28 protein-coding genes and 2 pseudogenes are annotated in these 24310 nt (G+C 39.5%); 8 read left to right on the top strand and 22 right to left on the bottom strand.

Annotated features, from left to right (window positions below; translation table 11 throughout):
* Positions 1-76: 76 nt before the first annotated feature.
* Together VB715_RS06655 and VB715_RS06650 are read left to right on the top strand one after the other, a co-directional pair.
* A complete protein-coding gene (locus VB715_RS06655; protein ID WP_323300409.1) occupies positions 77-295 on the top strand; it encodes a type II toxin-antitoxin system HicB family antitoxin in 219 nt (72 codons plus the stop codon).
* The gene (locus VB715_RS06650; protein WP_323300408.1) at positions 295-522 is read left to right on the top strand and encodes a type II toxin-antitoxin system HicA family toxin; all 228 of its coding nucleotides are present in this window, start codon (positions 295-297) and stop codon (positions 520-522) included. The genes VB715_RS06655 and VB715_RS06650 overlap by 1 nt, the downstream gene beginning before the upstream one ends.
* 11 nt (positions 523-533) lie before the next feature.
* Here VB715_RS06650 and VB715_RS06645 read toward each other — a convergent pair whose 3' ends face one another.
* Genes VB715_RS06645 through grxC form a run of 4 tightly spaced genes read right to left on the bottom strand, consistent with a single transcriptional unit; the run spans position 534 to position 2422 of the window.
* Positions 534-848, bottom strand: a complete 315-nt coding sequence (locus VB715_RS06645) for a DUF3593 domain-containing protein (RefSeq protein ID WP_323300407.1) — start codon at positions 846-848, stop codon at positions 534-536.
* A 15-nt stretch (positions 849-863) separates the two neighbouring features.
* Positions 864-1169, bottom strand: coding sequence for a DUF2499 domain-containing protein (locus tag VB715_RS06640; RefSeq protein ID WP_323300406.1), 306 nt, complete (start codon positions 1167-1169; stop codon positions 864-866).
* A 24-nt stretch (positions 1170-1193) separates the two neighbouring features.
* Positions 1194-2153, bottom strand: a complete 960-nt coding sequence (gshB, locus tag VB715_RS06635) for a glutathione synthase (protein WP_323300405.1) — start codon at positions 2151-2153, stop codon at positions 1194-1196.
* Entirely contained in the window at positions 2150-2422 is a 273-nt protein-coding gene (gene grxC, locus VB715_RS06630; RefSeq protein ID WP_323300404.1) for a glutaredoxin 3, read from the bottom strand. Before grxC ends, gshB begins: the two co-directional genes overlap by 4 nt.
* A gap of 135 nt (positions 2423-2557) precedes the next feature.
* Between grxC and VB715_RS06625 the strand changes: the two genes are divergently transcribed.
* Positions 2558-3343 (top strand): pentapeptide repeat-containing protein, encoded by a 786-nt coding sequence (locus VB715_RS06625; protein WP_323300403.1) that lies wholly within the window; start codon positions 2558-2560, stop codon positions 3341-3343.
* 37 nt (positions 3344-3380) lie between these two features.
* Here VB715_RS06625 and VB715_RS06620 read toward each other — a convergent pair whose 3' ends face one another.
* The 5 genes from VB715_RS06620 to VB715_RS06600 all read right to left on the bottom strand — a co-directional run bounded on the left by VB715_RS06620 (position 3381) and on the right by VB715_RS06600 (position 7980).
* Positions 3381-4442: a hypothetical protein gene (locus VB715_RS06620; protein WP_323300402.1), complete on the bottom strand. Its 1062-nt coding sequence runs from the start codon at positions 4440-4442 to the stop codon at positions 3381-3383.
* A 59-nt stretch (positions 4443-4501) separates the two neighbouring features.
* The gene (locus VB715_RS06615) at positions 4502-5677 is read right to left on the bottom strand and encodes a M20 family metallopeptidase (RefSeq protein WP_323300401.1); all 1176 of its coding nucleotides are present in this window, start codon (positions 5675-5677) and stop codon (positions 4502-4504) included.
* Between the two features lie 114 nt (positions 5678-5791).
* Positions 5792-6400, bottom strand: a complete 609-nt coding sequence (locus VB715_RS06610) for a flavin reductase (protein ID WP_323300400.1) — start codon at positions 6398-6400, stop codon at positions 5792-5794.
* 217 nt (positions 6401-6617) lie between these two features.
* Positions 6618-6929, bottom strand: a complete 312-nt coding sequence (locus VB715_RS06605; protein ID WP_323291714.1) for a DUF6679 family protein — start codon at positions 6927-6929, stop codon at positions 6618-6620.
* 163 nt (positions 6930-7092) lie between these two features.
* Positions 7093-7980 (bottom strand): formylglycine-generating enzyme family protein, encoded by an 888-nt coding sequence (locus VB715_RS06600; RefSeq protein WP_323300399.1) that lies wholly within the window; start codon positions 7978-7980, stop codon positions 7093-7095.
* A gap of 114 nt (positions 7981-8094) precedes the next feature.
* On the opposite strand from VB715_RS06600, the gene VB715_RS06595 reads away from it, so the two are divergent.
* Both VB715_RS06595 and VB715_RS06590 read left to right on the top strand, forming a co-directional pair.
* A complete protein-coding gene (locus tag VB715_RS06595; protein WP_323300398.1) occupies positions 8095-8766 on the top strand; it encodes a response regulator transcription factor in 672 nt (223 codons plus the stop codon).
* Positions 8757-10160, top strand: a complete 1404-nt coding sequence (locus VB715_RS06590) for a sensor histidine kinase (protein WP_323300397.1) — start codon at positions 8757-8759, stop codon at positions 10158-10160. The genes VB715_RS06595 and VB715_RS06590 overlap by 10 nt, the downstream gene beginning before the upstream one ends.
* A gap of 73 nt (positions 10161-10233) precedes the next feature.
* Here VB715_RS06590 and VB715_RS06585 read toward each other — a convergent pair whose 3' ends face one another.
* Entirely contained in the window at positions 10234-11283 is a 1050-nt protein-coding gene (locus tag VB715_RS06585) for a DUF3474 domain-containing protein (protein WP_323300396.1), read from the bottom strand.
* 302 nt (positions 11284-11585) lie between these two features.
* On the opposite strand from VB715_RS06585, the pseudogene VB715_RS06580 reads away from it, so the two are divergent.
* A pseudogene (locus VB715_RS06580) lies at positions 11586-11915 on the top strand (tetratricopeptide repeat protein); the annotation flags it as partial.
* Positions 11916-11952: 37 nt separating this feature from the next.
* Here the strand turns inward: VB715_RS06580 and VB715_RS06575 are convergent.
* From VB715_RS06575 to VB715_RS06520, 12 genes and pseudogenes are all read right to left on the bottom strand, one after another.
* Positions 11953-12222 (bottom strand): hemolysin XhlA family protein, encoded by a 270-nt coding sequence (locus VB715_RS06575; protein ID WP_323300395.1) that lies wholly within the window; start codon positions 12220-12222, stop codon positions 11953-11955.
* A 110-nt stretch (positions 12223-12332) separates the two neighbouring features.
* Positions 12333-13382: a Rieske 2Fe-2S domain-containing protein gene (locus VB715_RS06570; RefSeq protein ID WP_323300394.1), complete on the bottom strand. Its 1050-nt coding sequence runs from the start codon at positions 13380-13382 to the stop codon at positions 12333-12335.
* 248 nt (positions 13383-13630) lie between these two features.
* Positions 13631-14206 (bottom strand): annotated as a pseudogene (locus tag VB715_RS06565) (Uma2 family endonuclease).
* 42 nt (positions 14207-14248) lie between these two features.
* A complete protein-coding gene (locus VB715_RS06560) occupies positions 14249-14692 on the bottom strand; it encodes an SRPBCC family protein (RefSeq protein WP_323291676.1) in 444 nt (147 codons plus the stop codon).
* 58 nt (positions 14693-14750) lie between these two features.
* Positions 14751-16223, bottom strand: coding sequence for a 9,9'-di-cis-zeta-carotene desaturase (gene zds / locus VB715_RS06555; protein ID WP_323300393.1), 1473 nt, complete (start codon positions 16221-16223; stop codon positions 14751-14753).
* A gap of 141 nt (positions 16224-16364) precedes the next feature.
* The gene (locus VB715_RS06550) at positions 16365-16970 is read right to left on the bottom strand and encodes a DUF6920 family protein (protein ID WP_323300392.1); all 606 of its coding nucleotides are present in this window, start codon (positions 16968-16970) and stop codon (positions 16365-16367) included.
* Between the two features lie 48 nt (positions 16971-17018).
* A complete protein-coding gene (locus tag VB715_RS06545; protein ID WP_323300391.1) occupies positions 17019-17834 on the bottom strand; it encodes a type II CAAX endopeptidase family protein in 816 nt (271 codons plus the stop codon).
* Positions 17831-17986 (bottom strand): hypothetical protein, encoded by a 156-nt coding sequence (locus VB715_RS06540; protein WP_323300390.1) that lies wholly within the window; start codon positions 17984-17986, stop codon positions 17831-17833. Before VB715_RS06540 ends, VB715_RS06545 begins: the two co-directional genes overlap by 4 nt.
* Positions 17983-19554 carry an oleate hydratase gene (locus VB715_RS06535; protein WP_323300389.1) on the bottom strand — a complete coding sequence of 524 codons (1572 nt, stop codon included), beginning with the start codon at positions 19552-19554 and terminating at the stop codon, positions 17983-17985. The genes VB715_RS06540 and VB715_RS06535 overlap by 4 nt, the downstream gene beginning before the upstream one ends.
* 90 nt (positions 19555-19644) lie before the next feature.
* Positions 19645-20598 (bottom strand): polyphosphate kinase 2 family protein, encoded by a 954-nt coding sequence (locus VB715_RS06530; RefSeq protein WP_323300388.1) that lies wholly within the window; start codon positions 20596-20598, stop codon positions 19645-19647.
* Positions 20599-20897: 299 nt separating this feature from the next.
* On the bottom strand, positions 20898-21212 hold the full coding sequence (locus VB715_RS06525; protein WP_323300387.1) for a HigA family addiction module antitoxin: 315 nt from the start codon (positions 21210-21212) through the stop codon (positions 20898-20900).
* Between the two features lie 14 nt (positions 21213-21226).
* Positions 21227-21511, bottom strand: coding sequence for a type II toxin-antitoxin system RelE/ParE family toxin (locus VB715_RS06520; protein WP_323291668.1), 285 nt, complete (start codon positions 21509-21511; stop codon positions 21227-21229).
* Positions 21512-21821: 310 nt separating this feature from the next.
* Here VB715_RS06520 and VB715_RS06515 point away from each other — a divergent pair, with 310 nt between their 5' ends.
* Both VB715_RS06515 and VB715_RS06510 read left to right on the top strand, forming a co-directional pair.
* Positions 21822-23408 carry an AAA family ATPase gene (locus VB715_RS06515; RefSeq protein ID WP_323300386.1) on the top strand — a complete coding sequence of 529 codons (1587 nt, stop codon included), beginning with the start codon at positions 21822-21824 and terminating at the stop codon, positions 23406-23408.
* Positions 23405-24268 (top strand): hypothetical protein, encoded by an 864-nt coding sequence (locus VB715_RS06510; protein ID WP_323300385.1) that lies wholly within the window; start codon positions 23405-23407, stop codon positions 24266-24268. Before VB715_RS06515 ends, VB715_RS06510 begins: the two co-directional genes overlap by 4 nt.
* Positions 24269-24310 lie beyond the last annotated feature (42 nt).

Raw genomic sequence — 24310 nt, 5'->3', positions numbered from 1 at the left:
AAGATTTATAATATAATAATACTCATTGGGAAAAAATTGATATATCATAGAGCTATAGCCTAGCATTAGGGTTGTTATGATGAAAGGTCAGTTAAGAGAGTTTTATGTCATTATTGAACGGGACGAAGATGGGTATTACATTGGAGAAGTTCCTCAGTTAAAAGGTTGTTACACTCAAGGGGAAACCCTCGATGAGTTGATGATTAATATAAAAGAAGTGATTGAACTTTGTTTAGAAGATGAAGAAAATAACACATTATCTAAGTTTGTTGGTATTCAAAAGGTATCTATTTAATGCCTAAACTTCCCACAGTAACAGGTCAAGAAATCATCAATGTTTTGAACAAAATTAATTTTCAAGTTGTTCGACAAAAAGGAAGTCATATTCGCTTAAAACATGAAGATGGAAGATTCGTAACTGTTCCAGTTCATAGTAAAAAAACGATTGGCAAAGGTTTATTACTAAAAATATTACGAGACGCACAATTAACTCAGGAAGAATTTATAAAACTTCTAGAATAATCAAGTATTAACTAATCATCAACTTTTGTTTTTTCTTGTTTTTTCTGATATTCAATAATTCCCTGACGAAACCCTAAAACTACTAAAATATTAGAGATACTAAGCCAAGATTCTGCGCTACCATGTAACCAATCAATATTAGCTAAGGCTTCCCCATAATGAATTCTAGCATAAATTCCTGCCGGAATTGTTACTCCAACAAATATTAATAAAACATAGAAACCAATTAACGCTAATTTAGGGGTTTCTTGACAACGGGTAAGAAACCATAAAAAACCAAGATAGGGAAATAAAGAAACAGCAAATAACGTATCTTTGGATAACATAATCAACCCAGAAAATCAAGAAACATTTTGACGAGAAGACCTAAAAATCCACCAAGCAGCTAAACAAAGGGTACAATTTCCTATCACTGTCATTGCCGCTTGAACTGTTACCAACCAAGTCAAAGATTGAGCATTATCAAAAAAATGCCAAGTACAAGCACACATAGCACTAATTAAAGCAGGTAACATTCCCCAAGAAAGTGATCGCCAATAAAACTTATCACTAACTTCAGCAAAAGTCCAGACAAACCAAATGGCCATTGTCCATTCAATGACACTAGAAACATGAACCATCCAGGTTGGAATTGAAAGTGCATTCATAAGCCATTAATTAATAACAATTTACTATCGAGATTCTAACCATTCAATCACCTTTTTACCAAGATTTGTGCCATCAAGACGATCAATTTCTCTAATTCCCGTCGGACTCGTAACATTCACCTCAGTTAAGTAACCACCAATGACATCAATCCCCACAAAATATAAACCATTTTGACGTAATCTAGGGCCAACAATGGCACAAATTTCCTGCTCTCTGGGGGTAATTTCTGTCTTTTCAACCCGTCCCCCGACAGCCATATTTCCCCTAAATTCCTGACCCGTTGGCACTCTATTTACCGCCCCAATTGGTTCCCCATCTAAGAGAATAATCCGTTTATCCCCGTCCTTGGCTGCTGGCAGAAATTCTTGTACCATCACAGGTTCTTGGCCCTGGTGGGTACTCACTTCAATGATAGAATTAAAATTGCGATCGCTAGGTTCTAAAAACAAAATTCCTTCCCCTGCTTTACCCCCCAAAGGTTTCAAAACAGCCTGTTTTTTCTCCTCAACAAATCGCCGAATAATTGCCTTATCTCGACTCACCACCGTTTCCGGCATCACCGAGTAAAATTGTAAAGTGTACATCTTCTCATTTGCTTCCCGTAACCCTTGAGGAGAATTAATCACCAAAGTTTTTTCAGGATCAATTAATTCCAGGATATAAGTGGCATAGAGGTAACGAATCGTCACGGGGGGGTCTTTCCGCATAAACACCGCGTCCATGTCTTCTAGACACCTTAAAACAGTCTCAGAAACCTGATACCAATTAGGGGAACTAACCCAACGTCCATCCTGCAATTCAACAGGTGTTAGTTGTATTTGAGACAATAGGCCCCACCCTTTCCCGTCAATGACACTGAGTTGATGAACTTCTGTCACCCAAACCTCATGGCCCAAAATTTGGGCCGCTTCCATCATGGCCACACTGCTGTCATGGCCTGGATCAAGTTTGGCTAAAGGATCAATAATAAAGGCTAATTTCATCCGGCCACCGATGTTTGTAATAACGGATCTAGTTTACCCTGGGATTCTAGGGAATATATGTCATCACAGCCACCAATATGCTGATTGTTGATAAAAATTTGTGGTAGACTACGACGGCCATTGGCCCTTTCTGCCATCACTTCTCGCCCTTCGTTGTCTCCATCAATACAATATTCTGTAAATTCAACCCCTTTTTTGACTAAGAGTGCCTTGGCCCGAATACAGAAAGGACAGGTACTCCAGGTGTAAATTTCAACGTTAGGTGTCATTTTTTGGCTCAAGTGTTAAAGTTTGTATCAATTGTACTCTTTTTAGACCGTCCATTGTCACCTTAAAAGTCAACTTGATCGGCCATAATATAGGCGAACGTCTACTGTCTCATCAATATCTTCTTATCAAAAGTCATGATGAAAATTACTTGTCTGAGTTTAACCAGTGTATTAACTGTTGTCGGTTTATCCTTTCCTGCACAAGCGGAAAATTTCAACCATCTTAATCAGTTATTGTCTACAAAACAATGTCAGTTATGTGATTTAACTGGTTCAGGTTTAGTGATGGCAGATCTTTCAGGAGCATCTTTGATCGGCGCAAATTTAGCCGGAGCAAATCTTTCTCAGGCCAATTTAGCGGGGGCCGATCTTAGGGGAGCAAATTTAACAGGAACTTCTTTGTATGGGGCGAATTTAACAGGTGCCAATTTAGGTAGTGCGATCTTTAATGGGACAGATTTACGGGAAGCTTATTTAACCAATGCTAATCTCATGGGAACGAATTTAGGGCAAGCTTATGTGCAAGGCGCAAAAGGCATTGCTAATAATGCAGGAACCCCTGAATTATTTTATGGATGGGGATTAATTGAAACGAAAGAAGGGAATTATCAAGAAGCCATTGAAAATCATAATAAAGCTCTGGCATTAAATCCTGAATTTGCTCCTGCTTATTTAGCCAGAGGTTATGCTTTATTACGGTTAGGGAATGAACAGGGGGCAATTCTGAATGCAAAAGCGGCTTCACAATTGTATGAGAAACAAGAAAATCTTCAAGGGCAAGAAACCTCTGATAATTTTGTTAAAAATATTGAGGCTGTTCAAGAGGCGAGAAAGAAAGATAAGGGCAATCCGCAATTAGACAGTATTGTGAGGGGAGTTGCGGGTTTGATGTTACAATTTTTGCTGAAAGGCGGGATTTAATCTGAGTTTAATTCGTTTAATTTTGAGACAATTACGATTAAAAACATCCCGTCAAGACTTGACTCTTAATCTTGTCCAATAACTTATCTTGTAACAATTGAGTTAAGCTCAGTAAGGCACTGGGTTCTGATAGGGTTAATGCTTTAAGACCTGTGAGTTTCTCCACTAATTCTACCCCTGATGAGGTGCTTGTGGCGATCCCTGTAATCAAATCTGGCATAAACCCAAACCCTTGACAAACACCAACGACAGCATAGGGATCTGAGGCACATAATACAGTAAAACAAATTTGATCTTTCAGTTCTTCTAAGACCACAGACCCATTATAAGGCTCCAAGGGAGAGGCCCCCGCTTCTACAACCGCTACATCAGGATTTTCAACTGCCATCATACTCAATAACTGACGCACTGACACCCGAAATTCTTCGGGAGCGGCCACAGAAGAGGGTAAACCCACATCCACAAAATCAAAAATGCGATCTGCCCCTGCATCTCCCATTGATAGCACATCTCGATAACGTCCGGCCCCTGTTAATTTGGCGGCGACAACTTTTAAGCCTAACTGTTTTAATTGATGAATAATAATCCGGGCCGCCGTAGTTTTTCCGGCTGACATTGATGTACCAATAATCATGATGGTAGGGCATTCATAAGGGATATTACTAATAGTTGGCACAAAATCTTTCATACAAACTTTGTGGTGATTTCGTATTACATGGCCCCGATATTGAAGGGAGGTGATCGACGGTAATAAATAAGATTTCGAGGTAACTTTACCAAACAAACCCGCACAAGTCATATTGTCCATACGGCCATCTTCCCCAATGGACTGCCATTCTCCCACAGCTTCTAAAGTCGCTCGTCTGACACCAAAAGCCCCAATAATGCGATCGCCTGGTAATAAGCTTGCTAAGCGTCCATTGGTCAGTTCTACTGTAGCATTAGGGGACACAGGGGACAAGACTTCTCCTACCACATAATCACCCGTTTCCCATTGTTTTCTGGGCAAAGAAACCACATCAAATGGTTGCAGTTTGAGATCAGAAATACGGGTTAAAGAACTATATAAATAAGGAGGGTTGAAAAGGTTAGTATTCATGATTTTTCTGCCTAATTTATAGTTTTGGTAGGGACTAAGGGCCCCTCGCCCCTACATCATCACAACAAAGGAGGATCAAGTAACAACCGGGCCAACAAAGCTGATCGCTCTGCTAAAGTATCAAGATAGATAAATTCTCCAGGAGAATGGGCCGCGTCTCCTACTGCCCCTAAACCGTCTAAGGTGGGGGCATAACGGTTAGTGGTATTACCATCCGATCCTCCTCCTGCGGTGGCTTCTGTAAGGTCTAAACCCAAGTCAGAAGCCATATTATAAGCCTGTTGCCAGAGTTTTTCGCTTTCTGGGGTTTTTTCCATCGGGGGTCGTCCGATACCTCCTGTAATGATTAATTGTGTGCCTGGGGTGGTGGGTTGTAAACTGAGTATTTGAGACTCAATAAATTGGGCATCTTTTTGATGGAGTACCCGCACATCAACCACGGCCTGACTTTCAGGGGCGATCACATTGGAACGAATACCCCCGTCAATGGTTCCCACATTAACGGTAATGCCTTTTTCGGGGTTATTGAGGGCAAATAATTGTTGAATGACAAAGGATAATTCTAAAATAGCACTCGCGCCTTTTTCCGGTTCTAACCCTGCATGGGCCGCTTTTCCGACGACTTTGATCGTAAAACGTCCCACCCCTTTACGACGGGTTTTTAACTGTCCCGTTTCCCCTAAAGAGGGTTCCATGACGAAGACGCGATCGCATCCTTGGACTAATTTGCGAATATAAGGGGTAGACTCTTTACTGCCTATTTCTTCATCGGAGTTGATCAAAAAAACAGGGGTTACAGTTGGTATCAAATCACAGTATAAAAGACTTTCTAAGGCGAAAATAGTTTGTATTAATCCTCCTTTCATATCATAAACACCGGGGCCGTAAAGTTTGCCATTTTGTTGTATTAAGGGCATAGTTTCTAAGGTTCCCAAGGGCCAAACTGTATCACAATGACCTAATAAGAGTTGTCTGGGTTGTGATTTAATACGGTGTTTTGGAGTTGCTAAGAGGTGTCCTCCGTTAGTTTTACCAGGAATAAGACGCACCCGATAATTACGGGTTTCTAGGGCATTTTTGAGTAAGGATAAGACCTGTTTTTGAGCAGTGGGAACCGTTGAAGGAGACTCTGCTAAAACTAACTGTTTTAAAAGTTCTACCATTCCCCCTTGACGACTGTGGAGATAGTCTAACAGTCGTTTAGAAACTTGGGAATTTAGGGTAGATGTTAACATTTTTGTAACTATTAACTATTAACTATCAACTATTAACTATTAACTATCAACTATCAACTATCAACTATCAATAATCAATTAATAATTATTGACTATTAATTATTAATTGATTATTCACCGTTTAAACCCGGCATGAAAGGGGAAGGAAAAGCTATGATTAATGGTTGTATAGCGTCCAGGGGACAGATAAACTAAGAGAGGAACATCGAGTAAAATATCTTGGTCATCTCGATCGCAACGTCTTAAAGCTGCTGTTTGCACCTGCGCGGCTGCAATTTTTCCGACAATTAAGCTATTCTCCCCAAAACCGTCTATGATACGGTCTAATTGGCATTCTAGGAACAAATAACCTTGCTGTAGTAACACTCCGTCAACGGTTGAAGCAGGGAAAGTCGGTAAAACCGATAAGCTAGGTTTGTGATCATGGTCACAACGGGGAGCGGCTGCTAAACTAGCGAATAGAACTTGATCAGGTTGAGGAAAACTGACAGTAAAGACTGTTTCGCGGCGAATATTTTGATAAGTGCCATGACGAGGGGTACAGATAAAGCCAAAATAATTATCCCATCCAAAGGGCATGGCCAAATGTTTCGGGGCGAGATCATAACTGCCATCTGCTTCCTTACTGCCAATGATAACCAAAGGTGCAACAGAAAAGAAACGATCCCATAAAGGTTGGTTAAGATCGAGATTAATTAGGCGATCGCTAGTAATAGGAGACATCACCCCTACCTCTCAACGCTTCGGAGTACAATTCAATCCACTTTCATCCTAAATAAAATTAGCTGAGAAAAACAAAAATTGTCCCCTAACTTTACAATTTGCTCCAATTTTTGATACTTCTTAACAGCTTAAAATAATTATGCAAAAAAATGGCCGGATCGTTCCGGCACCCTAATAACAGGGTCTTTTTTTAAGCATCTTCATCTTGTTTATTCCTTTAGTCTTGGTTTGACTCAGGATAACGGGGATGAATTTGTTCTGCTTCGGGACAATCATCAGAGACAGTAATATCAGAATTATATCGGGAAACAGAGGCCAGCTTTTGACTGACTGCCCCAATACTTTCAAGTCTCACCATTTCTTCCCAAGAACTAATTTCGTCGTCTTCTTCGGTTTCATAACGAATGGTGACTAAGTCTCCTTCCAAAGAAACAATAGTCGCTGCCTCGATCCAACGTTGTTGATCCCGCAAGAAAAGACAAACCTCTCGGTTTTCTGTACAGAGTTGATAAATCTTGCGGTGTAGCATAGATCTCTCCTTCGCAGGTAACATTCGTTTATGACTTTACCTTAACATTAAAGATTCACAAGATGCTACGTCAAGAAGGCTGTTTTTGAGAATTTTTTCAGTTTTGGCCCTTCCTTCCTTGGGGGTGAGGGAAAAATTGCCCGATGAGAGAGGTTTGATCTCACTAGCGATCGCCATAATGAACCACCCGAAAGCCGATATCATAAAGAGAGGCAAAGGGATCAAACTTATCCCGATAAGCGGAACGACATTTGCGGGGGCCGCTATTCCATGATCCTCCTCTAACAACCCGTTTCGTTTCATCCCCTGCTATGATCCAAGGGGTTCCGTTGTCAGGGGCATTCTCATAATTAGGATGCCAACCATCTTCGCACCATTCTCGGACATTACCATACATATCATATAAACCAAACCCATTGGCCACACCAAAAAAGCCCACAGGAGTTGTTGTGCGTCTATCTTCTCCTAAAGGGCCTTTTCCATAAGAACCCTGACTACAAATTTTCCCTTGATATTCCCAGTCTATCCCTGAATAGTTAGCTAAATCAGTGGTGATCGTTTCGCCAAAATGAAAGGGGGTGTTAGTATTAGCCCGACAAGCATATTCCCATTGAGCTTCACTGGGGAGATAATAAGAACGCTTACTATATTGGGAAAGTCTGGCACAAAATTCTAGGGCATCATACCAAGATACTTGTTCTACTGGATGATCAAGGCCCGCAAAACTTGACGGATAGGAGGTTAAGGGTTGTTTAACAGTCGGGAAACTTGCTACAGTTTGCCATTGTCCTTGGGTAATGGGATATTTACTGATCCAGAAAGGTTTGAGGGTAACGAGATGTTGGGGGGTTTGGGAGGATAAACAACCCTCCTCGGTTTTGACGGAACCCATATAAAAGATTCCCCCAGGAATGGCTACCATATCTAAGGTGATACCATGCTCTAATTTTTCCAGGAAATAAAGGGTTGTATGGCGATCGCGTTGCGTAATTTCGCCTTGGGGGTTGACTGTGACAACCTCAAATTCATAGGAGGATAGTTTAGTTGTCATGAAATTCGGTGATGAGAAGTTTACTAAAAAGCTTTCTATTTATCGGAGTTTTCAGGATAGAATACCACAGTTGAGTAACAGGCAAAAGGCAAGAGGTAAAAGGAAAACAGAAAGATGCGAATTTTATTAATTGAAGATGAATCAGGAATTGCTCAATTTATTAGTCAAGGACTCAAAGAAATTGGTTATATAGTTAGTGTGGCGAAAGATGGGAAAGAAGGTAAAGATTATCTAGAAATGTCCGAGTATGACATCATTATTTTGGATATTATGCTCCCCAGAATTGACGGATTACAATTACTTCAAGAAATTCGTCAACAACAAATTTTAACCCCTGTTTTGTTACTAACGGCTAGAGATCGCATTGAAGATCGGGTTAAAGGCCTTGATTATGGCGCAGATGACTACTTAGTAAAACCCTTTGCTTTTTCTGAATTATTAGCCCGTTTACGGGCCTTACAACGTCGTCCCCCCTTGCAAGTTAATACCCTTTTACAGTTAGCTGATTTAACCATGGATTTACCCACCAGAGAAGTGAGAAGGGGAAGCCAATTAATTGAGTTGAGTCCCTTAGAATTTAAACTGTTAGAATATTTGTTACGCAATGCCAATCAAGTCTTAAGTCGGACACAAATTGGGGAACACGTTTGGAATTTAGATTTTTATAGCGAATCCAATGTCGTCGATGTTTATGTGGGATATTTACGACGAAAAATTGATCGAGATTTTGACACAGCTTTATTACATACTATACGAGGAGTCGGTTATTGTTTAAAATGCCCTTAATCAGAATCATTAATCAGCAGCAGACTCGCTTTAATAAAATGACCTTAAGGGTTCGTTTAACTGCTTGGTATATTTTGTTATTAGGGGTAACTTTAGGGTTGTTTAGTGTTTATTTATATGGTCTGTTAAAACATAATCTTTCTCGGCAAATGGACAGAACTTTAGAAGTAACAGTTTCGGAAACCCTTAATCTTCTAATTGAGCAACAAGGAAAAATTAAACTTAAGCATACTTTAGGATCAGATTCAGTTATTCATAATCTAACTGAAGCTGGTTTTGTGGTGCGTTTAACTTCCAGAGATGGTAATGTTTGGGATGGGTTTGGACACTATCAATTATTACCGCAATTTGTCTCTCAAGAAATAGGCTTTACTAATATTAAAGCTCAAGATAAATTATGGCGAATTTATAGTTTAAAAATCTCTCTTTTAAATACTCAAGGTTGGTTACAGGTAAGTCAACCTTTGCAATCAGTATCAAAAACTTTAGACCATCTATTAGCGTTAATGTTGTTAAGTTTTCCCCTGGTTTTAATGATTGCTGCTTGTGGGGGATTATTTTTAGCTGATCGCGCTTTAAGTCCTATTGAAAGGATTATTCGCACCGCAGAAGCCATTAATCAGGATGAAATTACTTGCCGTATTAACTATCAAGGTTCTCTCGATGAAGTAGGACGATTAGCGAATACTTTAGACCGAATGTTAGATCGATTACAAACAGCTTTAGATCATGAAAGACGATTTACTGCTGATGCTTCTCATGAACTTCGTACCCCCTTAACAGTAATCAAAGGACGCATCGGCGTAACCTTAAGTCGTCTGCGTAGTCCTCAAGAATATGTTAACACTTTACAACAGCTAGATCAAGAGGTTGATCGCTTAATTCGCTTGGCTAATGGTTTATTATTTTTAACCCGTTTAGAACAAGAAAGTTTAGTCACTCAAACCGTAGAGTTAAGTCATTTATTAGAGATTTTAGTGGAACAATTAGCCCCTTTAGCTGAAACCAAAAATATTGAAATTATTCAAAATATTGAGCTTAATTTAATCGTTTATGGTCATGCTGATTATTTAACCAGTTTGTTTTTAAATCTCTTAGATAATGCCATTAAATATACCCCTAATCAGGGAATGATTACGGTAACGACAGCCCTAGTAGATAAAGGAGTAAACATCGTTTTTACTAATACAGGCTTGGGCATTTCTCCCCAAGATTTACCCCATCTTTTTGAACGATTTTATCGGGTAGAAGAAGCTCGCTCTCGACAAACTGGAGGGGCAGGATTAGGATTAGCGATTGCTTATGAAATCGCCCGTTTACATCAAGGATTTATTAGCGTTGATAGTCAACCAAATCAGATCACAACCTTCACTGTTAATTTGCCTTTCCAATAATGTAATTCAAGTAAACCCCAAATTTCTCAACTTCCTGAGAGGATAAGATATGAGGTTTACTGAAAAAAATTAACTAAAATTGTCGGGGTTCATAGTAAACTTTACCACCCTCATCAGGCACAACATGACAATTGTCATAGCCCCGAATAAAGGCATCAACAATGGAGCGATCCGACTTACGATAGTAGTCTCCTAAAATCGGTTTAATGGCTTCTGTTGCCGTCTTTAAATGATAGTGAGGCATGGTTAAAAAGATATGATGAGCCACATGGGTTCCAATATTATGATGAATATCATTGATAAACCCATAATCATGATCAACCGTCGATAAAGCCCCTTTCAAGAAATACCAATCTCTGCCCCGATACCAAGGAATATCAGGATCACTGTGGTGCAAAAAGGTCACTAAATCTAACCATATTACAAAGACAATATATGGCCCAAGATAGTATTTAAGCAACCATAAAAAGCCCCATTGATAGGTCAAAAATCCTAGTAACCCAACCATACCAATTAAGCAAATGGTACTGGTGAGAACATCCCATTTTTCAGAGGGACGAAATAAATCACTATTAGGGTCAAAATGACTACCTTTTCGTCCAGGGGAACGCTTAAACAAGTAGAGAGGATAAACAAATAAAACCAGTTTAAAACGGGCGAATTTTTCTAACCATCCCATCTCATTATATTTGGCTTCAGTAATAGGATACCAACTTTCATCAGTATCAATATTTCCCGTATTTTTATGATGGGTGCGGTGACTAATACGCCAACCATGAAAGGGAACTAAAATGGGAGTATGGGATAAATGTCCGATCAGATTATTTAACCATTTGTAGCGAGAAAATGAACCATGGCCGCAATCATGTCCGACTACAAATAAGGCCCAAAACATGGTTCCTTGCATCACCCAAAAGATGGGCCAAAAAAACCAAGAATCTAGACTATGGGCGATCGCATAAAGGACACAAACAATAAAAATGTCCCAAACAAAATAAGAGAGGGACTTCAGAGGAGAAGATTCAAAACAATGGGGGGGAATTGCTTCTTTGACATCTTGTAAGGTAAAAGGAAGGTCAACGACTTTGGGTTGCGGCCTATCCGCAATCATAGGTTGCTGCATTCGGTTCTGGATCTCCTGTTAAAAGAGTGTTTGAAGAAAAAGACTTAATTTTTCTTAATCTAAGTTCATTATATTACATTAAGGACTGACGCTTTTTTAGCTAAATCTAATATATAATTTTGTTAAAGTCAGAACAATCACGCCTTTCTTGGACTCATCAAGCAGTACAGAATGCTTGACCAAACTAAAATACTTGTCAAAATCTAGAGTGGGGCCTTACCCAAGTGAAGCCAGAGTTAAACCCAAAAACTGTAGAATTGACTGCCGAGGAGTGGTTTAATCTTGGTTAGGACAAATGGCAATCAGGAGATAACCAAGGTGCGATCGCCGACTACAATCAAGCTATTTCCCTCAAACCCGACTATGCTAATGCCTACTACAATCGCGGGAATGCCAAGGATGACTTAGGAGACAAGCTAGGTGCGATCGCTGACTTCAATCAAGCTATTTCCCTCAAACCCGACTATGCTAATGCCTACTACAATCGCGGGAATGCCAAGGATGACTTAGGAGACAAGCTAGGTGCGATCGCTGACTTCAATCAAGCAGCACAACTTTACTCGCAGCAAAACAATATGGAATGGTACCTTAAAGCCCTCGAAAATATCAAAAAACTTGAAAAGGGATTTTGAGGAAAGTTGTTCTGTTGATCAATTAAGTGATATTAGGTTAAGGATTACCTGAAAAAAAGAACCTCAGCACAAAACCACCAACTGCTGTTAGTAAAATGCCTATAAGAGTCCAAATTTGCGCTCTAGTTGACCCTTTGAGTTCCTTGACATCTTCTTTGAGGTTTTTTACTTCTGTTTTGATTTCTGCCAGTTCCACTTCAATGTTATTAAGTTTCTCTAACTTCTGGTTAACCTCTTTGATACTTTGTTTGATTTCTCCTAAGACTTCCTCTAAAGAGTAAGTTACTGTGATGGGTGTTTGACTCATGAGTTAAACTCCTGTTAGATAAATTTTATGGTGGGTTACGGTGGATAATTAATTAACACATTAGCTGCATAGCACATCCCCACCTAACCCACCCTACGCAATGATTTAAACTAACTTCTCCAGCGTAATATTCTGGGTTCCACAGGATTTTTAAAAGGTCGGTTTTCGGCTTGAGCTTTTTGATATTCTTGTTTTAGACGAAAATACCATTTTGCTTGAGTATCGGCATCATCAATTAACATTAAGGCAGGATCATACATCAAACCTTCTTGTTGTTGAATGACTACATCTCGATCTTGATAGAGAAATTTACGGGTTAAAAAGCTTAATAACGGTTTGAATGCACCCATCCAAGGAATTGTCCAATACATACTCTGAAACGCCTCACATTGGGTTTCATCAATGGGGGTAATCGTCGTTAATAAACAAGCAGAATAGCGATCGCCTCTTAAGATTTCTGTCCGTACACTGGGCAACTCAAAGACAATCTCAATCGAGACTTTATTGCCTAAAATCTTATAAGGACGCGCACTGACTGGCATATCATAGGGAACGAGACGAAATCCTTGGGGTACAGGTTCATATAGCTTTTCTTTTACCGTAAACTTACGGCGGCCACTACGCCACCACCAAGAACTATGGATATAGGGGCCGTGGGCCGGGTCCATCAATCCAATTATTGCATGATCCATGTGACAATCAAAATGGATAATTTCCGAGATTCCTGGTTCAACTTTACCAAAATCAGGAATAGTCGGCACTGGGGGAATGGTTGCGGGGTCAATTTCTTTTTTGGTGTCTTCCGCAAAATACACCCAAATGTTCCCTTGTACTTCTCGACAGGGATAAGTGGGAACCCGAATGCGACTAATATCTAGGTCATCATATTCTGTTAAGGAAGGAATTACGCTACAACGTCCGTCATTGGTACTAAATTGCCAACCATGATAACGACAACATACGTCATCCCCATCCATCCAGCCATATTGTAGGGGAATGCCTCGATGGGGGCAAATATCACGCATGGCAAAGACTTCCCCATCTTTACGCCGTCCCACTAAAACGGGTTCACCAAGCATTTTTTTATGTACCATTTTACCTGGTTTTAGTTGTTGGCTAGGTAAGGCAACATACCAACAGTTACGCAATAGGGTTGTCATGCAGCAGTTTTCCTCCTTTCAAGGCTGTTGACGGTGTTGGCTTGGATTTTGTGCCAAGTCAACTAAGGTCAGATCATACAGGATTTAACGGGGTTTAACCCCTACCACAATTGATTGTAGGGACATAATACCATTATGTCCTCATCCCAGGAGAAAAGGGGAAATTAATGATAATTTCGGATCAATTCTCTTAATCTCGGTTTATCTGTAGATTAAGATTAAATGCAAAACAGCTTATCACTCCGTGCTTATTCAAAGTTAACTCGTTGATATAAATGTTGTAAGGAAATTTCCCACTCAACAGAAGCTAATTTTAAAACAGCATTTTCTCCTGTATAAAAGTTTAGTGACCATTGATTTTCTGTTTTCTTAACATATTGGTCTACCGAATAACTATATTGCTCAATTAAAATATATTCTTGAAAAGTGGGAAGAGAACGATAATATTGAAACTTATCTACTCGCTCATAACCTTTAGTCGATTGGGATAACACTTCAACAATAACTTGAGGATTGGTTATATTTGAGGTTCCTTTTCCATGATAAATCGGTTCACCTTTAATCACCCTGATATCAGGATAGGTATAAAAATTATGTTCAGATAACTATAAACGCACTCCCTCCATGTAGATATAATAATCTTGATTATTAATGTTTAAAGGAAAATTTCGACAAAAATTAAGACAAATTTGATTATGATTTGTCGTTCCACCTACCATCGGTATAATTTCTCCATTATGATATTCGTTTTTATATTCCGCAGTTTCTTCTAATTTCAAATATTCTTCTGGGGTGTAATATTTATTCTCAGTTTCCACTAGCATTTTAGTTGTCTCCTTGGTTATTTTTGATTAACAAATAATCCCTTACTGTTGTTTTGCTTTCATAGCATAATCCCTAAATCTTTCTAAGTCTGCCATAATAGTAGACTCAACAATTCTGCCTAAAAATAAATTATCCATTAACTTACCTAACCACCCTGGAATGCCATAAGCAACACTTAAACGAACAATACTACTACCTTGTCGATCATAAAAGCGAATCGCCCCACGATTCGGTAATCCATCAACAGATTCCCATTGTATAATTTGGTTGGGAGTTACTTTTAAAATCTTCGATAACCAAGTAAATTCAAAGCCACTACTCGCTAATTTCCAACGGGATAATTCGGGATTTTCCTCTAATATTTGAACTGAATCAATCCATTTCATCCATTTAGGCATTTGTTCGAGATCTGACCATAAACTCCACACTAAATCTATGGGGGCATCGACTTCAATTTGTACGCTATGTTCTAACCAATTAGACATATTATTATTGGGTTATTATCAAAAGGTAGGGTGGGCAATGCCCACCATCTTAGCTATTTTAGCGAATTGTTGAAACTTGGGGGGAAGTTTTCAGATTTTCAGCTTGCGCTAAGATCACTTTAGCCGCTTGTTTCCCTGAAATAGTTGCTCCTTCCATACTATCAATATAATCCTGTTGGGTGTAACTTCCTGCTAAGAAGAAATTAGTGATCGGGGTTGCTTGAGAAGGGCGATAAACGTCCATTCCTGGGGCTTCTCGATAGAGAGATTGAGCTAATTTTACCACACTATACCAGGTCATATTGAGTTCCCGTGATGAGGGAAAAAGTTCCTGAACTTGTTTTAAAACATGGTTGGCAATGTCTTCATTTTTGGCTTTAATAAATGGATCACCAGGGGTTAAAACTAATTGTAAAAGTGATCCCTGTCCTTCTTTGTAATAATCCCCAGGACTACTTAAGGCTAAATCAGAAAAACAGGAAAAATCAGCGTCCGCAGTGTACAATAAATTATCAATTCCTGCTGCTTCTTTTAATTGCTTCCGTTTCGCTTCATCTTGTAATTCTGTGACCCAACCATCAAAGCGCAATTGTACCGTTGCCACCGGAACAGCTTCTAATTTATAAATGTTATCAAAGGTCGCCCATTTACGCCACCCATCGGGAATTAATCGCTGAATTCCTGGTACATCACAAGCACAAACATAAGCATCTGCGGTAATGGTTTCTTCCGTTTCTCCATCGGCCACAATTATGCCATTTACTTGAGTTTTTTCCTCAGTTTCTTGATATAAAATCTCTCTAACTCGTCGCCTTGTATAAATTTTCACCCCACGACTTTCTAAATAATTAACAATAGGTTTATGGAGATATTCATGGGGAGAACCCTCTAACATTCTTAAGATAGATGCTTCGGTTTTAGTAGCAAAAAATAGGAAAATTGTCAACATACAACGGGCAGAAATATTCTCCGTATCAATAAACCCTAACGCATAGGCGATGGGGTTCCACATTTTTTGCAAACTGCCATTATTTCCCCCATGATTCCTAAACCAATCAGCAAAACTGATAGAATCAAGATCGCGGATGGTTTTCATGGCCCCTTCAAAGTCGATTAACCCTCGAACTATAGGACTTGTTCCTAATGCCAAGGAATTAGCCATTTTATCAATAGTAGATAGTTGAGAGGTGGTAAAAAAGGCTTTTAAGCCATGAAAAGGCGCACCTGTGAGGAAGCGAAAATCTAATTCTCCTACTTTACCCCCACGATTAATAAAAATGTGAGTATGTTCCTTTAAGCGTAAATTATCGATCGCCCCGACTTTTTCCATCAGGGCAAAAAGATTATAATAACAACCAAAAAAGACGTGCAACCCCATTTCGATGTGATTACCGTCATTATCCACCCAACTACCGACTTTTCCGCCTACAAAGGGACGAGATTCAAAGATTTCCACTTCGCACCCTGCATCTACTAAGTCGATAGCTGTGGCCATTCCTGCTAAACCTGCACCAACGATCGCAACTCGCATTCTATTTTCCTTGTCTCATTTTCTTTACATATTGTAATAGACAAGGAACACTCTCTCCTGGTGATTTACTGGATCATACTTTGTAGATTTTGTCAAGAAACAAAACTCATTTAAACGGCCAAAACTTAACAAAAGAGGCGATCACCGATAGATTGCGTCATCAATGGTGACTCGGAAAAACTCACCCTCCGACTCAAACCGCTCAGTGCCAAAGTACCACCCAATGCGTAGACGAGCAAGTTCCCCTCTCTCACCCTGCACGACAAAACTCGAATGTAGGTGCGATGAATCCATTTTTGTCCATGAGACATCATCACCACAGAAAACAGACGGCAATAAGGTTGATTCTGTCTGGAGACGACCGAAAGTAGATCGCGTAATATCAGAATCAGTCGCCGTCATAACAGGGAACAGCCCTAAAAGCTTCCACTGCATAGCCCCTACGCCGTCTATGATGCGATCTGATCCCCAAATTGGGAAACCGTTCAGCCATGCCGTAGCACTCCAAATCAGCCCACGTTCCCAGCAAATGACTTGCTCTGCTTTGAAGGGAATCCATTTCTTTAATTTTATCTCGCCGTGCATAAGTAATCGAACCGCAGAAGCGATCGCAGTTCCAGGAGCGATCGCGTGTTCAAGATACTGTCTTGCTGTTTCTGGTAGGTGAGAGAATTCATAAGGGTGGAATACACGATCTTTAGATATGGCTGAATTCCAAAGCGTATTGAGAGAAATTTGTTTAGTCATTATTGCCTCTAGTATTTTAAATTCAGAAGACAAATCTAGATCATTTATCTATTTTCTGGTGTTAAACAGAAGGTATTTCTTACGAGTATATGCTATTCCCAAAATGACAGATACTATTAGCTCAAAGGAGAAAACTATAATTACTTTCCAATTCAAATTTAGCTGCAAGGCTCCATTATTACCTATATATAAAGCTAACCCAATACATCCATTAAACCAGGCATGACTTAATATACAGAAAAATAAGTTATTTGTGTATTTATATAGAGTTGTAAAGCTTGAACTTACAATTATTACCGAAAATAGATACAATCCAAATGGGAATGAAGTTTGAACTGTTCCTTTGATAAACCATAATGGCAAATGCCATATACTCCATATAATTCCCACAATAAGGACAGAAGGTAAATAATTAATTACCTTTTCTAATTTAGGTTGCAAAATCCCACGCCATCCTAATTCCTCTAATCCACCGAAAAGGATAAGCAGTGGTAAATTAATAACCAGAGAGAGAATGGATATAGGATTCTTGATTCCAAAAGAAATCCAAATCATAAACAAACGCCAGAATGAGAATAATCCAAATATCAGCCACACTTTTCTATCTAGTTTTTTACCAAAGACAAACCTAACAAAAGATTCTTCAGCAAAATCTTCCTTGAACTGTCGATAAATAATATAAGAACTAATTGCTGGACCCAACCCACCAATTAAGTTCGGTATCCAAAATAAAGGCTCACCATACCAAAGAGCATTAAAATATCTGTTCCCGATGATAATAGTTAACCAACAAAACCATGTTATAGAAAAAGTGTAAAGTAGAAAAAGTCCGATTTGCTTTAGCGATCGCCTCTTTGGTTTCATGTTTTTATTGTTAAATGAAGTTCTTTTTTGAGTATGACATCTCCGCCAAAAGCGATCGCAGTATCCAAAACTCTGGCATTAGGGGATACCGTCACATTCCCCCCAAAAGCCAGAATTAATTGTGGCCATTTGTAGATTTCATCCTTACTCAATTAAACGCTTTGATCAAAGCCTCAAACTCCACTCGCAGTGATTTGTCATGAGCCGAGATGGGAGGAATCTGGTGATCTATACTTAGAAATTGATAGACTGCTATCTGAGCAGCCCGCACCGAATACTCAACCGTAAAGACTACATCATTAGGAATTTCCACAAACTGGCTGATCAAAGCTAGGTTTTTCGAGCTATGAGGAATCGGCAAGGGTCGATCCTTCCGTAAACGAGGCATAAACATACTGGTGATGTAGGGCATTCTGCAAGGAATACAATTAGCCGATTCCACCACATCAAAATCAAATCGTAAATGACCGCAGAGTTCTTGAAGAATTTCTTCTCCGTTGCAGTCGCTCATTGGTTTAGGAACAAAATTACCTACTTTATCGGGAAAAAGGGCATATCCCCAAAACACCTGGATATCGGCCGGCTGATTGGCAAAATGGGGTTGATGTGCTAATACGATAGACATGAGCCAATTTGAGTCTTTAAAAGTTACGAGTCCGCCAGTTCCCGGTTCATTGCCACTAAATTTGGTGATCTTGTCGAAGAATGAGGGATTTTTAAGGGTGACAGTGAAAGATTCCCAGCAAGACTCAGCAATACTGCTGTTAAAAGCCGAAGGATTCCCGAAATCTGGGTTTTCCGCCGCCAGTTTTTCCCACACACTCCAGCTTTTGCAATCCTGTTTGGTCAGCTTTTTGGGTGCATTCGTCATTGACCCCAAACTTGAAGCATCGGTCATAGAACCGTTTTGCAGAAAAACAAAATCCCCGTCTTTAACCGGGAGGGTTTTACTTTGACCATTCTGCTGATAATGAATACCTGTCACAACCAACTTACCCTTTTCTGTGTTGTGATCGAGATCCGTCACCTGAGAATCTAGGATAAAATGAACATCGCGGGCTGCAAGCCAACTCTGGATCGGCAGAACTAAAGAATCATACTGATTATAAATGGTTCGCTTAACCCCCGCAAGGGTTTCAATGCGAGAGAATTCGAGCATAAAACGATGCAAGTAACGCTTGAATTCAACGGCACTATGCCAGGGCTGGAATGCAAAGGTAGTAGACCACATATACCAGAATTCTGTCTCGAAAAATTCAGGGGAAAGCCAATCTGTGATACAACTGGCCCCCAATTCATCCTCATCAGCAAGGCTTAGTGTTAGCAATTCCCGACGATTTTCCATGGAAAAGCCCATCGAACCCACTGCGACTATTGCCCTGCGACTGTCAACCAGACGCGCCAGACAATTTGACTGGTGCTGCTCATTAAACTCCATCGTTTCGTCAAATACAGTTTTACCCGGTGAATTCAGGGAGGGAATCGATTTGAAAAGATCCCAAGTACATTCGTAATTGTCAGTCGTAAACATCCGCCCCCCCCGCATGGAATAACCGTCTACAGGGTTTCCTATTCCATCCAAACTCCCTCCTAGGACGGGTTTTGCTTCTAGGATAAAAATATTGTCGCCCCTGAAGCCACCGTCTCGAATCATGAAAGCTGCGGCGGCTAATGAGCCGATACCACCGCCCAACAAATAGGCCTTAGATTCCTTATTCATGTCAATTAATTCTCCGATGAGTTTGGTTTAATTTAGAGCTTGTATCTGATGTTAAAAACCCGATCTTTAGGTAAAAAGCAACAGCAATCTTTACTCATTACTTTCAAGTATTGCCTTCGCTTGCAAAAGCTCTTGATATTGTTCGTCGCTGACATCTGGATACTTGAGGTTTAGTTCCTTTAACTGGGTGTAAATGATGCCAGCTACAACTAGACGAGTAAACCATTTGTGATCGGCGGGGATAATATACCAAGGAGCATATTCTGTACTGGTGTGATTGAACATATCCTCATAGACACTCATATAGTCATCCCAAAAGCTACGTTCTTTCGCATCATTTACAGAGAATTTCCAATTCTTTTCAGGGCGATTAATCCGTTCAAGAAAACGTTCTTTCTGCTCCTCTTTGGATACATTGAGGAAAAATTTAAGGATGATCGTCCCGTTATTAACCAGATGCTTCTCAAAGTTGTTGATTTCTTCAAAGCGACGCTTCCAAATATCATTATCAATTAAACTAACAGAAAGCGGTCGCTGCTCTAGGATTTCTGGATGTACTCTTGTAACTAAAAGTTCTTCGTAATAAGAGCGATTAAAAATGCCAATTCGTCCTCTTTCGGGTAAAGCCTTAGAACATCGCCACAAATAGTCATGATTTAACTCTTTTGTAGATGGTGCTTTAAAGCTATGCACCTGACATCCTTGAGGATTAATACCCGACATAACGTGTTTAATGGTACTGTCTTTACCAGCCGCATCCATAGCCTGAAAGATAATTAGCACAGCATGGGTGTTTTCGGCATAGAGAATATCCTGATATTTAGCTAACGCCTTAATACCTTCCTTTAAATGACCTTTAGCTTTTGACTTTTTGAGGTAATCAGCTTTGTAGCCTGGATCATAGTCTTTTGCAAGAGAAATTTTCCGTTTTTGTGGCACAAAAATCTGTTCTGGTGGCACAATAAAAGGACGAATCAAATCATCAAGTTTTTTGATTGGAAATGGGTTTAAGGATAAATCAGTGTGGTTATGTTTATCGGTCATGATTTTAACTCTCAAATATCAAGTTAATATCTGGGGTAAGCGATCAATAATTTTTATCTATGCTATCGAAATTCTAACATAGTTTTTTCAGAAATAGATTAAATTTACTTTCTGTTGATTTTCGAGACTTTAATACTTACCGCCAGAAAAATCGTCATCCTTTTGAGAATTTGATGTCTATTAACTAAAGTAATGCTAGAAATTGGCGATCGCCTAAAAACCACGAATCACAGGAATAGCGATCGCCCTTTAATATTCACAACCAGCGATCGCATTCCCCATACCCAAAATTTATCTATCTAAACTTGAACTAACGGCTGATTGTTTATAGATGAACGAGGTTGAATCGTCTTTTGAATTTCTTCTCCCGCTAACTCTTCGGCTAGGCGTAATTCATAGGCTTTTTGCAAATTAAGCCATAGTTCTGCACCAGTGCCAAACCATCGTCCTAGACGTAGTGCCGTGTCAGCAGTAATACCTCTTTGCCCTTTGAGAATTTGCGTAATCCGATTTGTGGGTATATGGAGCGATCTCGCTAGTTCTGACGCACTAATTCCAAGTTCTTCTAATTCATCAGATAAGATTTCGCCAGCGTGAATTGCAGGTCTTGCCATAGTTGTTTTCTCCTTTAGTGATAATCGACAATTTCGATATTAAATGGGCGATTTTCTGTTTCTGTCCACTCAAAACAAATACGCCATTTGTCATTTATGCGGATGCTGTACTGCCCTTTTCTATCTCCGCCTAATACCTCAAAACGGTTACTTGGTAAAGCCATTAAAGATTCTTTGTTAGGTGCGGCTTCTAGGATTTCTAGGCGTTTGTATGCTTGTCTTTCAAATGCCTGAAATTCTTTGACACGATCGCCAGTAGCAAATTTGGCTGTGCGTTTGTCTTTATATTTTTGAGGCATAGGCAAGTGTTATGTATTACGTCAAGCATAACATTTATATCGCAATTTCGCAAAAAATCAACCAGCGATCGCAATACCGCAAACCCTTTATTCAGATAGATAATTGAGGATATTGTGCTTCACCAGAGAAAGCGATCGCCTAAAAATCACGATTCATAACAATGGCGATCGCCAAGACCAATAATGACTAAGTGATCGCCCAGAAATCACGACTCATAAATAATGGCGATCGCCTTTGAATTAGAGTTAAAATCTATAGTAATTTATCATTAACGCCAAAATTACAATGTAATCGATTAAGAAACTTATAATGGCACTGACCTTTCAAAAGTTAGCAAGATTAGCCGATTTCCCAGATCAGGCTCGTAACACGGGTTATCTAAGCCCCAATAATTGGGATGATTACGGTCATAAAACCTTATTTCTCCTCACAATCTTTGACGAGCAAGGTAATGAGCAGACTATTGGTAATATTAAAATAGGCTTTGTTGGTCAAAATAGTGGATGGACTGAAAAAGAAATTCCACAGCAATTTGAGGTGTTGCCTGAAAATTTTTATTCTCTTGGACAGGATGCTGATTATTACGAAAACGTAGTAAAAAGTCTCTCTGGAGAAATGGCTATTAATGTTTTAACTGCTCTCGGCGATGTCGTACATGATCCTAGTCGGCTTCAGATCGCCGAAAATGAACACGCTTTTAAGGTTTCTCTACTAAGATCGGTGAACAGCTCGTCTATTGAACATCAGTTCAGAAGAATTTTGCGCCATGAAGCACAACTTACTGAATATAATTTCTTCTATGAGAAGGATAACAATGAACGTTATTCTGGCATAAAAGTCGAGTTTTCTGTTGAGCCAAATACTAAACCTTCTTCCAATATCCATATACTAATTGGTCGTAATGGGGTGGGAAAAACAACCCTTCTGAATAATATGATTGATGCTCTTCTTCCTGCGCGTGGTGCGGTAGAAGAAACAGGCTATTTTGCTACTCCATCATCACAGAATAAAGCCGAACCAATCGGGAATGATTACTTTGCTGGTGTTGTTTCGGTTTCATTTAGTGCTTTTGATCCTTTTACTCCTCCTAATGATCAGCCTGATGCTAATGCTGGGATGCGCTATCACTATATAGGGCTAAAAAAGCGTTTTGCTCAACAAGAAGATCAGAATCTTTGGGGACTAAAAAATAAGGTTGATTTATGCCAAGACTTCATAAAGAGTTTAAAGATATGTTTTGCGTTAACAGCGAAGAAAGCCCGTTGGATAAATGCGGTTAAGACGTTAGAGTCAGATTTTAATTTTGCTGAAATGGATTTGTGTGAACTTGTTAACGTATATGCGGATCTATCCGACAATCAACAGGATTTTTCTGAAAGAGCAGCAGCACTTTTCAAACGAATGAGTTCGGGTCACGCCATTGTACTTTTAACTGTTACAAAACTGGTTGAAACAGTTGAAGAAAAAACCTTAGTTCTGCTTGATGAGCCTGAAAGCCATCTTCATCCACCATTATTATCAGCATTTACGCGAGCGTTATCTGATTTGCTGGTTAATCGTAATGGTGTAGCGATCATCGCCACCCATTCGCCAGTCGTGTTACAAGAAGTACCTAAATCTTGCGTTTCGATCCTCCGAAGAACTAGGCTCATTGCAAATGTCGATAGACCAGAAAATGAGACATTTGCAGAGAATGTGGGGATTTTAACGCGAGAGGTTTTTGGATTAGAAGTTTCCAAATCTGGATTTCACCACTTATTGGCAAATTCTGTCGCTGAAGGTAAGAGCTACGAAGAAATAGAACAAGAATATCAGCACCAACTTGGTTTTGAGGGGAAAACTATTTTACGTTCGATGATAATGATTAGAGATTCGCAATTGGGAGCTATCGAATGAGGGCTTTAGCTACACCAAATGACGATCCTCAAGAAGTATATCAAAAATGCATCAATAGCATTACAGATGAACATTTACGCACACGCCTCAATCTGGTAACTAACGAGATTGTGGTTGCAGCAACCAATTATAAGCAAAAAGTAGAGGCTAAGCAGCTTTATTCCATTCCACCAAATAACTGCGAGGAGGATGAACACGCTTTAGGCACAGTGACTAAAAAGGAGCTAAAAAATGTTTATAGCTCACATATGGTGAGAAGATCAAAACCAGCAAGAGCGATCTATGACTCGTTGTTATCAAAGTCTCCTTTAGGTAAATGTCCATTTTGTGGGTTTGGTCAAGCTTCTACTTTAGATCATTACCTGCCTAAAGCTAAATATCCTCAATTCTCGGTTCTCCCATTTAATTTAGTACCATCCTGTAAAGATTGTAATACAGGTAAAAGCACGGCAATTGCGACTACAGCAGAAGGGCAAAGCCTACATCCTTATTTTGATCATCAGAACTTTATTGATGATCAATGGCTCCATGCGAAAGTAATAGAAAAGACACCTGCAAGTATTCGATTTTTTGTTAAAGCTCCTGATCACTGGGATGATATATCCCAAAAGCGAGTTCAGTCGCACTTTAACGCTTTTAAGTTGGATTTACGATATTCAGTAGAGGCTGCCGAGCAACTTGCTTGTTTAAGGTATTTACTAATCTCTCTTCATGAATCATGTGGTCTAAATGGCATAAGAATAAACTTAACGAATGAAGCCAAATCTTATGCTCTTCTGTATAAAAACTCTTGGCAAACAGCTATGTATCAAGCTCTTGTAGCAAGTGATTGGTATTGTGATCGTGGCTTTCAATTATAGATGATTGGCTTGGTTTTGAAGTTTTTGATAGGTTCAAGGTGA

Origin of the sequence: Crocosphaera sp. UHCC 0190, from assembly GCF_034932065.1 — a bacterium.
Lineage (GTDB): Bacteria > Cyanobacteriota > Cyanobacteriia > Cyanobacteriales > Microcystaceae > UHCC-0190.
The sequence above is the reverse complement of the archived record's forward strand: the minus strand, read 5'-3'. Positions and strand labels throughout refer to the sequence as shown.

Bases quoted from the DNA above. Each gene is read 5' to 3' on its own strand.
- VB715_RS06655 (WP_323300409.1), top strand. From the start codon at position 77: ATGATGAAAGGTCAGTTAAGAGAGTTTTATGTCATTATTGAACGGGAC.
- VB715_RS06650 (WP_323300408.1), top strand. From the start codon at position 295: ATGCCTAAACTTCCCACAGTAACAGGTCAAGAAATCATCAATGTTTTG.
- VB715_RS06645 (WP_323300407.1), bottom strand. From the start codon at position 848: ATGTTATCCAAAGATACGTTATTTGCTGTTTCTTTATTTCCCTATCTT.
- VB715_RS06640 (WP_323300406.1), bottom strand. From the start codon at position 1,169: ATGAATGCACTTTCAATTCCAACCTGGATGGTTCATGTTTCTAGTGTC.
- gshB (WP_323300405.1), bottom strand. From the start codon at position 2,153: ATGAAATTAGCCTTTATTATTGATCCTTTAGCCAAACTTGATCCAGGC.
- grxC (WP_323300404.1), bottom strand. From the start codon at position 2,422: ATGACACCTAACGTTGAAATTTACACCTGGAGTACCTGTCCTTTCTGT.
- VB715_RS06625 (WP_323300403.1), top strand. From the start codon at position 2,558: ATGATGAAAATTACTTGTCTGAGTTTAACCAGTGTATTAACTGTTGTC.
- VB715_RS06620 (WP_323300402.1), bottom strand. From the start codon at position 4,442: ATGAATACTAACCTTTTCAACCCTCCTTATTTATATAGTTCTTTAACC.
- VB715_RS06615 (WP_323300401.1), bottom strand. From the start codon at position 5,677: ATGTTAACATCTACCCTAAATTCCCAAGTTTCTAAACGACTGTTAGAC.
- VB715_RS06610 (WP_323300400.1), bottom strand. From the start codon at position 6,400: ATGTCTCCTATTACTAGCGATCGCCTAATTAATCTCGATCTTAACCAA.
- VB715_RS06605 (WP_323291714.1), bottom strand. From the start codon at position 6,929: ATGCTACACCGCAAGATTTATCAACTCTGTACAGAAAACCGAGAGGTT.
- VB715_RS06600 (WP_323300399.1), bottom strand. From the start codon at position 7,980: ATGACAACTAAACTATCCTCCTATGAATTTGAGGTTGTCACAGTCAAC.
- VB715_RS06595 (WP_323300398.1), top strand. From the start codon at position 8,095: ATGCGAATTTTATTAATTGAAGATGAATCAGGAATTGCTCAATTTATT.
- VB715_RS06590 (WP_323300397.1), top strand. From the start codon at position 8,757: ATGCCCTTAATCAGAATCATTAATCAGCAGCAGACTCGCTTTAATAAA.
- VB715_RS06585 (WP_323300396.1), bottom strand. From the start codon at position 11,283: ATGCAGCAACCTATGATTGCGGATAGGCCGCAACCCAAAGTCGTTGAC.
- VB715_RS06575 (WP_323300395.1), bottom strand. From the start codon at position 12,222: ATGAGTCAAACACCCATCACAGTAACTTACTCTTTAGAGGAAGTCTTA.
- VB715_RS06570 (WP_323300394.1), bottom strand. From the start codon at position 13,382: ATGACAACCCTATTGCGTAACTGTTGGTATGTTGCCTTACCTAGCCAA.
- VB715_RS06560 (WP_323291676.1), bottom strand. From the start codon at position 14,692: ATGTCTAATTGGTTAGAACATAGCGTACAAATTGAAGTCGATGCCCCC.
- zds (WP_323300393.1), bottom strand. From the start codon at position 16,223: ATGCGAGTTGCGATCGTTGGTGCAGGTTTAGCAGGAATGGCCACAGCT.
- VB715_RS06550 (WP_323300392.1), bottom strand. From the start codon at position 16,970: ATGACTAAACAAATTTCTCTCAATACGCTTTGGAATTCAGCCATATCT.
- VB715_RS06545 (WP_323300391.1), bottom strand. From the start codon at position 17,834: ATGAAACCAAAGAGGCGATCGCTAAAGCAAATCGGACTTTTTCTACTT.
- VB715_RS06535 (WP_323300389.1), bottom strand. From the start codon at position 19,554: ATGAATAAGGAATCTAAGGCCTATTTGTTGGGCGGTGGTATCGGCTCA.
- VB715_RS06530 (WP_323300388.1), bottom strand. From the start codon at position 20,598: ATGACCGATAAACATAACCACACTGATTTATCCTTAAACCCATTTCCA.
- VB715_RS06525 (WP_323300387.1), bottom strand. From the start codon at position 21,212: ATGGCAAGACCTGCAATTCACGCTGGCGAAATCTTATCTGATGAATTA.
- VB715_RS06520 (WP_323291668.1), bottom strand. From the start codon at position 21,511: ATGCCTCAAAAATATAAAGACAAACGCACAGCCAAATTTGCTACTGGC.
- VB715_RS06515 (WP_323300386.1), top strand. From the start codon at position 21,822: ATGGCACTGACCTTTCAAAAGTTAGCAAGATTAGCCGATTTCCCAGAT.
- VB715_RS06510 (WP_323300385.1), top strand. From the start codon at position 23,405: ATGAGGGCTTTAGCTACACCAAATGACGATCCTCAAGAAGTATATCAA.